This window comes from Ferroacidibacillus organovorans (assembly GCF_001642725.1).
Classification (GTDB): Bacteria; Bacillota; Bacilli; order Alicyclobacillales; family SLC66; genus Ferroacidibacillus; species Ferroacidibacillus organovorans.
In genome coordinates, this window is the sequence record NZ_LSUQ01000070.1 from 1 (window position 1) to 11,323 (window position 11,323).

The window sequence follows — 11,323 nt, forward strand, 5'->3', positions numbered from 1 at the left end:
CATCTACACCATCCCGCACGGTGCGCGCAAAGGCGATCACGTTCTGGTGCGCGTACAGCGGGAGGTAGGCACCCTGTTGCAACACCGGATGGGCGTTTCGAATCGCGCCAAGCAGTCTGTAATGTGAAAGCAACGCCGCGTTCGGATGACCCCACGGATACGTTCCGCGGTCAAGCGGATCTTTGAATCCAATCAGACCCGCTTCGTCTCCATAATAAATGGACGGCACCCCAACAAACCCATACTGAAAATCGGTCACCAACTCAAGCTTTTTCACACCGTTTGCCACTTGTGCAGGCGTTGGTTTCCACGTCGCTTGCGCGTAGGCGCTGAGCTGACTATAATTCGGCGCTCCTTCAAGAATCGTCAGGATACGCTCCACATCCTGTGAACTCAGCAGGTTCATCTCTGCGTACATCGCAGGCGTCGGGTACGACTGCAACATCTGCATCATCGTATCGTTAAACTGGCTCGCACTCATCGCATAATTCTGAACGGACCCGTCGTCATAGTTTCCGCGAAAAAATGAAATCACGGCGTTGCGAAACGGATAGTTCATCGTGCTGTCCCAGGTTGTTCCGGTCATCCAGTCGACACCGCCGTCATTGGTCGGGTTGTTCCAATCCTCGCCAATGATCGCGGCATTTGGGTCAACTTTTTTTACTGCGTTGCGAAACGCCGTCCACCACGCGACCGAGAAATTGCTGTTATTCGCAGAGTCAAGTCGCCAACCCGAAGCGCCAAGCGAGAGCCAGTATGCCGCCACAGAATTGGTTGCAGGGTTTTTTCGATGCGCTTTATCATACATGCCATAGATGAAGTTCTGATAGGACTTATTCTGCGTATTGGTTTGCGGTAGCGTGTCGACTCCAGACCACCCGATGTAAGGTGGATTGTTGCCAGGAGACCACTCATACCATGATGAATAAGGGGATTTTCTTTTGGGATTTTGGTAGCTCTGCCACGCACCAATTCCTGGGTAGGTTCCGAATTTGTTAAAATAAAGGCTATCGCTCCCCGTATCTTCGAAAACACCGTCAAGGATGAGATGAATACCCATTTTATGCGCATCTTTCGCGAGCGTAACATACGTTTTTAATGTCCCGAAACTCGGGTCGATCATTTTAAAATTGCCTGTATCGTATTTGTGATTAGACTCCGACTGAAAAATTGGCGTTAAATAGAGTGTATTGACACCGAGCGATTTTAAGTAGCCAAGCTTATCGATGATGCCGCGAAGGTCGCCTCCATAGAAATCTGTACTGAAATTCCCATCGCCACGCAGTGCTACTTCTTTTAAATCATTCTTGCTGTTGACGTTAACGACAATGTTTGGATCATACGGTGTGCTGTTCCAGTTTTTGTGGAACTGAATCGGTACAAGTGTCTCCCCTTGCGACCCTTGGCCGATAGCAAGATTTTTCGTTGGACTGGGATCATTCGCTTTATTTCCATTATCGAAGCGATCTACAAAAATTTCATAGATGATTCCATGCCGCAGCCATGACGGGGTCACAAACGTGTGATCGTAAACGGTTAGGTTATACCCGATCAACAGATTCGGATCGGTTGCAATGCTTCCCGCACCGCCATACCCATTTCCATTGTTACCATAGTACGCCACGGAGCGCCCCTCTTGAACCTGAAACATGTACGATTCGACAGTGGGCTTTCGTAGATCGAAAGCAGGGATGACCCCTTCGTAGAAGACTGTCGTCGCATGAGATGAAACGCCGTGTGAAGCGGCATTCACCGAGCGTTCGCGATGCATTTTAATCGAAACAGACGCGCCCGCGATACCGTTTACATTAGAAAGAAGAATCGCGGCGCCTGTCATCGCTTGCGGGCCCGCGATTCGCAAAACCACCGACGAATCGGTAGGTACTGCATAAAACGGATTGCGATAAAACGTATCAAATGAATTGCTATAAACGTGGTTATACCATGGTGAAGACGCGGCACGTTCACCATAATTTCTTATACTTTTGGCTTGCGCGATAGCGCGCAACGGCGCATCCCACGCGGCTGACACTAGCGTCAGAAAAGCGAGCGTGAGCGATGTTCCGGCGAACTGAAAACGCTTTATAAACCTCGTCCTTGCATCCGTTGAATTTGCTTTTCGGTTCATCTCATCGTAACCCCTTTATCTCTTTCCATCTCGCAGCTAGCATATTTTTAGTTCGCGCAAACGTTTGCACAAACAAAACATCAACCATTCCTAAAGTAAACGTAACACATACCGATCAGCCTTTCTAGTCAAATTCGGCGTATTTGTGGAAGATTCGCAGAAAAAAGATTCGCTTTTTGTGAGAAGCGAATCTTCGACGTTAATGATTCTCTTTTAACTAAATCTCATTGATTTGTAAACGCGCCACTCGTGTTTACTCTGCTGCAAAGCGCGCGCCCATTCGATAAGGTGCGAGAACAGCATACACCGCTTGATGCCACGGTGTCGCGATCCCTTCTTCGCGCGCCATGTCAATCAGTGCGCCTTGCAGGCTGTCTACCTCAAGTGGCAACCCTTTTGCCAGATCGCGATGAAGCGATGACGTCATGTTGGGATCGATTTGATCGAGCCTTTGCATCATGACGTCAACCATGTGATCCGTTAGCCCAATCTGACGCGCTTTTGCGACAGCAAGCAATTCCTCAACCATCCCCTGATAGAGGTTGCGCGTGGCGGGTGTCGACGCCGTTACCCCAATGGGTGCCCGCGTGCTTGCGGTCACCCCGCTAAACGCGCAAAGAAATACGTATTTCTTCCACATCTCCCTCATGATTTCTTGATGGAGAAGTCCAGGAAATCCGGCGTTTGTAAACACATCCTGCAAACGTAAAAGCAGGTCAGGAAGATCTTCACGAACGGTTTGTGCGCCGCGCAACGGGCCAAACACCAAATCGCGAATGTCACTCGTCTGCACGACATGACCGCGTTCATCAAGCGTCACTTCAATATAGCAAGAACCTCCGAGCAGATGGCCAGGATCAACGGCATTCATGAGTTCATCCATATGCCTCACGCCATTCAGTAGAGGCAACAAGACCACACCTTTTTTAGCGAGCGCCTTAAGATCAGGCAAGGCGTTTGTAAGGTGATAATTTTTTACGGCAAGCAAGAGCACATCGACATCTTCCATATCAGCGATGGATGTTGTGACAACCGGATCAATTGAAAAGTCACCGTGCACGCTACGCACAGAAAATCCTTCTTTTTGAAGTTGCGCCGCGCGCGCAGGACGAACGAGAAAGCGAACGTCCACGCCAGATTTCGCGAGTAGACCGCCAAAATATCCACCTACCGCGCCGGCGCCCATCACACCCATTTTCACAAAGAATCCCCCTGTCTCATTTCATTGTGACAAAGCGCAGTGAGCATCACATCTGCTCCTCATCCATATCCACAGTAAAATAGCGTGCCTCTGGGTGCGAAAACACCATGGCGGAAACGGACGCCTCTGGATCCATCATAAACCCTTCTGTCAGTTCTACGCCGATCTCTTCTGGCCGCAAAAGACGAAACAGCAGCTTTTGATCATCGAGACGCGGGCACGCCGGATAACCAAACGATACGCGAATCCCCTGATAGCGCGCAATGAATCGCTCACGCATCGTAAGCTCTAACGGATCCGGAAAACCCCAACCGTCGCGCAGCATGTGATGCAAACGCTCGGCAAACGATTCGGCCAGTTCTAAGGCAAGCGCCTGCACCGCGTGGGAACGCAAATAGTCGCCTTGCTCGCGAAGCTTCGTTGAATAATCGCGAATGCCTGCCCCCGTCGTCACTGTGAGAAATGCGACATAATCCATGACACCCTGTTCGCGCGGACGCAAAAAATCTGCGAGACAAAGGTGCAGGTCCCTTTTTTGCCGAGGAAAATCAAACGTTTCAAGCAGCCGCGTATGATCAGCAGGATCAAAGATAAGGATGCGATCACCGTCCGCCTGCGCCGGAAAAAACTGGTACACAGCGTTTGCAGTGATCAGTCGATCTCGTTTCGCCTCTGCCAACAGATCATCCATCATCTCTTTTAGCTCTACGATTTTGGGCTCTCGATCGACGAGACGTTTCTCAACATTTCCGCGGTACCCCATGTGTTTACCAAGCAGCATCTGCCAGTTGATATAAGGTTCAAGGAAAGAGAGCGGATAATCGCGCAAGACATGGCGCGCAAAATCAGGCGGTGTAAAAACTGGCGCATTGCGAGAAATGACAGACTCAGAAGAGCGGTTTTGCGGCGCTGCAATCACTGGTCCACTCGATCTCATCACGTCAGATTTCACACTCTGACGCAGCGAGGAGATCAGTGATTCGCGCAACTCTTCGTTGCTGAGTCGATTCGCAAGATCGAGCCCATCCATCGCGTCTTTTGCGTAAAGGACCAATCCTCCATACTCCGGCGCAATGCGCGTTTCTGTAAACTTCTTGGTGAGCGCCGCGCCGCCCACGAGCAGTGGAACGTCAATCCCCGCTTGCTGCATGTCCTGCGCCGTGATCACCATCTGCTGCGCCGATTTGACGAGCAGTCCGGATAGGCCGATCGCATCTGGTTTTTCGCGATGAAACGCTTCAATCAGAACCTCAGGTGGAACTTTGATCCCGAGGTTTACGACACGGTATCCGTTGTTTGAAAGGATGATTTCAACGAGATTTTTTCCAATGTCGTGAACATCCCCCTTCACGGTCGCAAGCAGAATCTTTCCCTTGACGGCAGAATCCGCGCGCTCCATGAACGGTTCGAGAAAGGAAACGGCCGCCTTCATCGCTTCTGCGCTTTGTAGCACCTCCGCGACGATCAATTCATTGTTGTTAAACAGGCGCCCAACCGTCTCCATGCCTTTCATGAGCGGCCCATTGATGATCGCGAGTGGCTCCTGCGTCAAAAGCGCTTCTTCCAGATCGCGAGTCAACCCGTCTTTTGTTCCTTCGACAATGTAGTGCGAGAGTCGCTCTTCGAGTGGAAGCGTTTCAACAGCGGCCGCAGTAGTCGGTTTTTTCTCGCGATAAAACGCCGTAAATTGAGCCACATTCACTTCCGAGTTGTCAAAGAGCAACCGTTCGGCGAGCTCCCTCTCCGCTTGATCAATGGACGCATAGCGCTCCAGTTTCTCCGTATTCACAATCGCAAAATCGAGCCCTGCCTTCGTGCAGTGATAAAGAAAAACCGCATTTAAAACCTCTCTACCTGCAGCGGGTAATCCAAATGATACATTGCTAATGCCAAGGATTGTGTGACAGCGCGGTAGTTTTTCCTTGATCAGGCGTATGCCTTCAATCGTCTCTTGTGCTGCACCGAGATAATTGACATCACCCGTACCTACGGGAAAAACCAATGGGTCAAAAATAAGATCGTCCGGGCTTACACCGTATTGTTCAACCAGCAGTTGATAAGAGCGGAGCGCGACTTCAATCTTTCGTTCACGCGTTACCGCCATCCCTAACTCATCAATCACGCCGACAACGATCGCGGCGCCAAAGCGGTGAATGAGCGGAACGACCTCATCAAAACGCTTCAATCCATCTTCCAGATTGATCGAATTCAAGACCGCCTTGCCCTGCGAATACTTGAGGCCGACTTCCATCACGTGCGGATCGGTCGAATCGATCATCAGCGGAGCCTTTGTCTTTTTTGCGACAAACTGGAGAAAGAGTTCCATATCCTCGACTTCATTGCGATCTGGGTCGGCCAGACACACATCGATGATCTGCGCGCCTTTTTTCACCTGCTGTCGAGCAACCTCACTCGCGTCTTCATAACGCCCATTGACGATCAAGTTTTTAAACTTGCGCGACCCGATGACATTGGTGCGCTCCCCCACCAGCAGTGGCCGATTCTCTGGTTCGATAAACACCGGTTCAATGCCCGAGACCCCGGGCGTATGGTGATCCTTTCTGGCGCGCGGCGCAAGAGTGGAGAGTGTCTCATTCAATGCCCGAATATGCTCGGGTGTCGTGCCACAACACCCTCCTGCGATATTGATCCAACCCTGTTGCGCGAAGTCAGCCATTTTTTTTGCGAGACCGTTTGGCGTCTCGTGATAGTGCCCATCCTCATCTGGCAGTCCGGCATTTGGATAGCAACTGACAAACGAGGTTGCAAGATCTGCCAGTGTGCGAAGGTGATCGCGCATAAACTCAGGTCCTGTCGCACAGTTCAATCCCACAGAGATTGGCTTGACGTGTTCAATCGACAAGTAAAACGCCTCGATATTTTGTCCGGCAAGCGTCGTTCCCATCGGTTCGATCGTCCCAGAGATCATCACAGGCACCTCGCGATTCACCCGGGCAAACGCGCGCCGAATTCCGATGCCACCTGCTTTGACATTAAGCATGTCCTGTGCGGTTTCAAGAAGAAGCGCGTCGACGCCTCCTTCAAGCAGCGCCAGCGCTTGCTCCTCATAGTTATCCGTAAGAATATCAAACGTTGTGCCACCCGTTACCGAGAGCGTCTTTGTCGTCGGCCCCATCGCGCCGACGACAAAACGCGGCTTTAGCGACGTCGACTTAGCGTCAGCCGCCGCGCGTGCAATGCGCGCCGCGGCGAGATTCACTTCGCGCGCGCGCTCTGCCAAGCCATACTCCGCGAGAACCAGCGACGTCGCGCCAAACGTGTTTGTTTCAATCAAGTCGGAACCGGCATCGAGATACGCGTCGTGAATCGCACGAATCAAATCAGGCCGCGTCAGATTCAACCACTCATTGCATCCGTCATACGCCGCACCACCAAAGTCATCTTCGTGCAAATTATAGTTTTGAATCATGGTTCCCATCGCGCCATCCATGATAAGAATGCGTTTTTGCAATTGATGTTCGAGCTCAGATGATTTCATACCCATATCCATATCCCTTCCTGTCACTCTGAGGCGGCCAGACACAGACCGCCTCACTGCGCGCCGTGAAATAGAGCCATCCTTGCGACACAGGGCGCTTCCACGCGCGTTCTAGCGCGATCGCATACGCACTAACCTGACGCGCGTAGCGGGCGGCAAGCGTGTCTAGATCTTCATTCCCGCGATCCGTCTTGTAATCGATGATCGCGATCTGCTCATCCTCAATGAGAATTGCATCGACCGTTCCCTGCATCATAACAAAACCTGCCGCGACGTGCGCGTCTTTTATGTGTTCCTCAGGCATTGCGAGCAGCCGCTCCACAGGGTCGTCCACACCTTCGCGATAGCGCACCACATCCTCTTTTACCGCCATCAAGAAGGACACTTCGCGACGGACGCAATCCGGGTGACGCAAGAGACGCTGACCCAAACCTGATTGAAAGAAGGAAACCAACTCATCATAAGGAATTTCATCGTCTGGCAGCGGATCAAGCCACCCTGCCGTGCGCAGGCGTGCTACTTCTTCACGCAGCACCTCTTTTGCATGGAGCGGTTTTCTTAGATCAACTTGCTGCAACACCGCATGCACAAACGTCCCGCGCGCGAGACTGTCGACACGTTTTTCTTTGCTCCCTTGACCCTTTCGGCGAAGCGTGGAAAGTGCTGGAATTCGCTCTGCCACGCGAACTGCATCCTCATCATCCCACGCTCGCTTCCACTCGGTGACGCTCACCTTCGCCGGGAGCGAGACGTTTTTTGCACGCTGTTCATAGAAAGTGAGCGACGCGCGCGCGACCTGTTCAATGACGCGCAGGGAAGTGCTCGGTCTTGCATCAGTAAACTCACCTTGGGGTTTTTCAGGCTCTTCCTGAAACGGTTCGCAAAGCGGCGACCATTCGATTGGCGCAGCGCGATGCGCCTGCATTTTGACGACGACCGGAGCGATCCAATCGAGCATTGCACGCGCGCGCGTCAAATCAGAAAACGATAGTGCCGCGTCTGACGTTGCAGCGCGCGCCACGTCCTCATACGACTGCCGGGCGACCGCCAAATCTCTGACCGTCCCCACGAGATATAACTGTTCGCGCGCGCGGGTCATCGCCACATAAAGCACGCGCAACTCTTCGGTCAGCGCCGCGATGCGCTCCTCCTCCTGAATCACCCGCGCGAGCACCGTATCGGCGCGCGCGCGCCGCGACTGGTCGACAAAGCGCGGCCCTAACCCAAGGTTGCGGTGAAAGGCGATGCCCGCAGTTTTACTCGTCAAGCGAAAGCGTTGCCCCAACCGCGCGACAAACACGACCGGAAACTCAAGCCCCTTGCTCTTGTGAATCGTCATGATTTGCACCGCATCTTGCATCTCAAGCGCGCGCGCGGGTCCTTCCTCATCCATTCGCTCATGCTGCGCCACTACGTATGTCACGAAATCTGAAAAGTCACCACCGTGTGACGCATCAAACGCCAGCGCCTGATGCAAAAGTGTCTCTAGGCGCGCCACACGTTCCGCGCCTCTCTCCATGACAGAACAAAGCGCCATCCAACGACTCGCCCCGAGCAGATAGGACACAGCCGCACCCGCGCTCATCATGCGGACCTCCGTTCGCCACACATTCAGGATTTCAAAAAAAGACTGAATGCGCGAACGCAGCGGCGATTCGACCTTTTGCTGTTCAGTGAGCGCGTCAAAAAAACAGCCGCGCTTACCCGCACGAATCTCGGCGAGATCAGTCGTTGAGAAGCTGAAGATGCGCGAGCGCAAGACAGCCGCCAGCGGGATGTCTTGGCGCGGGTTATCAATGACTTGAAGGAGGGAAACCGCGATGCGGATCTCGATGCCATCATAAAAACTCGGACCCTGATCGGATACGCAAGGAATGCCATGGCTTCGCAGCACATCGGTGATAACGTTCGCCTGTCCGCGCGCGGCGCGAAGTAAAATTGCGATGTCTCCGTAGGAGAGTGGCGTGTATTCTGACGCAGCAGGGCGGTACACCTTTTTTCCAGCGCGTCGTAACGCGTGAATCTGCCGCGCGATCTCCTGCGCCTCCCGCTCAGTCTCGCTCGCCTCGATCTCTTCTTCGATATCTGTGTGCGCAGTCGCACCGTCTTCGTCCTGCGTATCAAGTGCAACTTCGTCTTCATCCCGCGTTCCTTGCGATGCAGCGCGATCGATGATGAGCAGTCGCACAGGCGCATTCAGCGCGTCAGGATCAAAGGGATACTCTGCGCTAGCGGACATTTGCCCCTCTTCCCGGTACGCAAGTCCGCCAAACTCGCGCGTCATAATCATCCCAAAAAGTCCGTTGACCGCCTCAATCACCGAAACGCGACTGCGAAAATTTTCCGCGAGCAGGATCCTCTTCCCGGGTGCCCCATCAGCAAGTTGCATTTTTTTCAGAAACAGGAGAGGTTCTGCCATGCGAAAGCGGTAGATGCTTTGCTTTACATCACCGACTTGAAACACGTTCACCTCGCCCGTGCGCGCCACAGCAGTGAGCACCGCATCCTGAATTGGGCTTGTGTCTTGATACTCATCGACGATGATCTCCGCAAATTGTTCTTGAAACGCATAGGCGAGCGCTGTCGGTCCATCCGTTTCGTTGCGCAGTGCCTGATGCGCATAATGCTCGAGATCGGAAAAGTCCACCATTCCGCGCATGCGCTTTTTCTCTTGATACATCTCTTCAAACGCAGTGACAAGAAAAACTGCATACGAGAGAGGCGGCACCGCTGCGCGCAACTCTTCGAAGTACACCGCAGGAGGCGTTTTTAATTCCTGAAGCACTTCTTTTAAGCGATCTTCTGCCTGTGCGCGTACACCTGCAATGCGCTCTTTAGCCGCATCCTCATCTTTGACGGAAGGGAGCCGACTTAGTCCCTGGCCTTCTGTTCCATCCCACGCGAGTTCTTGAACACGCTGTTTCACATGATGAACAAGATGGATTCGCTCTTCGAAATGTCGCTGATACGACGCCGGACCATCCATGCGCAAAAGTTCAGACACGATACGCTGATAGTGCATAAGTGACTCATCCAATCGACGCAAAAGCATCTGCTGATACGCGTCGATAAAATGGACGTCACGCAGTGTCTCACATGCGGCGTCCTGGCGCAAACGCTGCATGACCTGAGCAAGCCACGCCATAGGACGCGGTTGACTCTTTGCGAATTGGTGAATTGCGAGAATGACATTGCGCAAGGAGCGTTCCGAACGATCGTCGCCATAGGCGTCGACAAACGCCCAAAAATCAGGGTCATCCTTCTGATACGCGCGCATAAGCACATCATCCAGCGCCTGATGCATGAGAATCATCGCGGCAGCCGGCTCCAATACAGAAACCCCCGGGTCAATCGGCAGGTCAAGCACGCCGCGCCGCAAGACGTTCATGCAAAAGCTGTGCAGCGTCGAGATCGACGCCTGGGGCAGGCGAGCGAGGTTTTGCCGGAGACGCGCGGAGGTGTCTCCCTGCGCTATCCGCGCAAGGATCGCGTGTTTGATGCGCTCCTTCATCTCAAGCGCCGCCGCCTCCGTAAACGTGACGATAAGCAGGCGATCAAGGTCAAGACCTTCGTCAAGCACACGCGTGAGGACGCGCTCGACGAGCACGCTGGTTTTTCCAGATCCAGCGCCCGCAGACACGAGTACTGGACCGCTGCGCGCTGCAATGGCTTCCTGCTGTGCGGGCGCAAAGATACGAGGAACCATCACTGCACCTCCCTGACATCAAGCGCAACGACGTTTAGCTGCGCAATCACGTCGTCTTTTGCAATGCTCTTGAACACGCGCATCTGACGTTCATCAAAGTGCGCCTCAAACTGGCAGACGCTCTGCAGATTGCAGTTTTGGCATGCGCGCTCTTGTTTCAATTGATAAGGAGCAATCGCGGTAACGCCATCTACCATACTTCGCGCCAGTTCTGAAGCCTTTTTCAGCGTGTGTTCGCGCAGCGCGCGCCACACTTCAGCACTGACCACCATGGCGTTTGTGTGAATCCCCGTTTTTGTCAGCATTTGCGGAAACAAGTCCTTTGCTGCCGGAAGGTTTCGATCCAGCAGTTGCAACACATCGCGATTCGCGAGACCGAGACCGCGAAAGCGGATCGGCTTACGCAGGGAGAGCGCCGCCTCCTCGTCCCGCTTTAACTCGGAAAGCGGATCGTACACAGGGACATAGTACATGCCGGCAAACTGACTCGGCGCGTGAAAGAGCGCCTCGCTCGCCGCTTCAATCACATGTGCATACACGGGCAATTGAAGTGACAATCCAAGGTACATGCGCAAAAGATCAACAGCGCGCGGCCTGCTTTTATAGTCAATCACGCGAAAATACATGCGCTCTCCGAGAAACGCCAAATCAATTCGATCGATGCGGCCGCGAATTTTCAGCAATTCGCCATCCCCCAGTCGAATCGAGATCGGGGGTAACGTCGCACCCTCATCAAAGAGCACTTCGGTCTCTGCCGTTTTGTATGCGCTGCGCACATCGTGCTCATAG

General features: G+C 53.2%; 5 protein-coding genes. All 5 read right to left on the reverse strand.

The genetic code is table 11. The features are described from left to right. A partial coding sequence (locus tag AYW79_RS13785) for a glycoside hydrolase family 13 protein (protein ID WP_197467730.1) occupies positions 1-2,128 on the reverse strand: 2,128 nt, incomplete at its 3' end. 253 nt (positions 2,129-2,381) lie between these two features. Beyond that, positions 2,382-3,323 carry a ketopantoate reductase family protein gene (locus AYW79_RS13790; protein WP_231884554.1) on the reverse strand — a complete coding sequence of 314 codons (942 nt, stop codon included), beginning with the start codon at positions 3,321-3,323 and terminating at the stop codon, positions 2,382-2,384. 52 nt (positions 3,324-3,375) lie between these two features. After that, a complete protein-coding gene (metH, locus tag AYW79_RS13795) occupies positions 3,376-6,828 on the reverse strand; it encodes a methionine synthase (RefSeq protein WP_067567068.1) in 3,453 nt (1,150 codons plus the stop codon). Continuing rightward, positions 6,815-10,534, reverse strand: coding sequence for a helicase-exonuclease AddAB subunit AddA (gene addA / locus AYW79_RS13800; RefSeq protein ID WP_067567064.1), 3,720 nt, complete (start codon positions 10,532-10,534; stop codon positions 6,815-6,817). The genes metH and addA overlap by 14 nt, the downstream gene beginning before the upstream one ends. After that, the coding region (locus AYW79_RS13805; RefSeq protein WP_197467731.1) for a PD-(D/E)XK nuclease family protein at positions 10,534-11,323 on the reverse strand (790 nt) is incomplete at its 5' end. The genes AYW79_RS13805 and addA, both read right to left, overlap by 1 nt.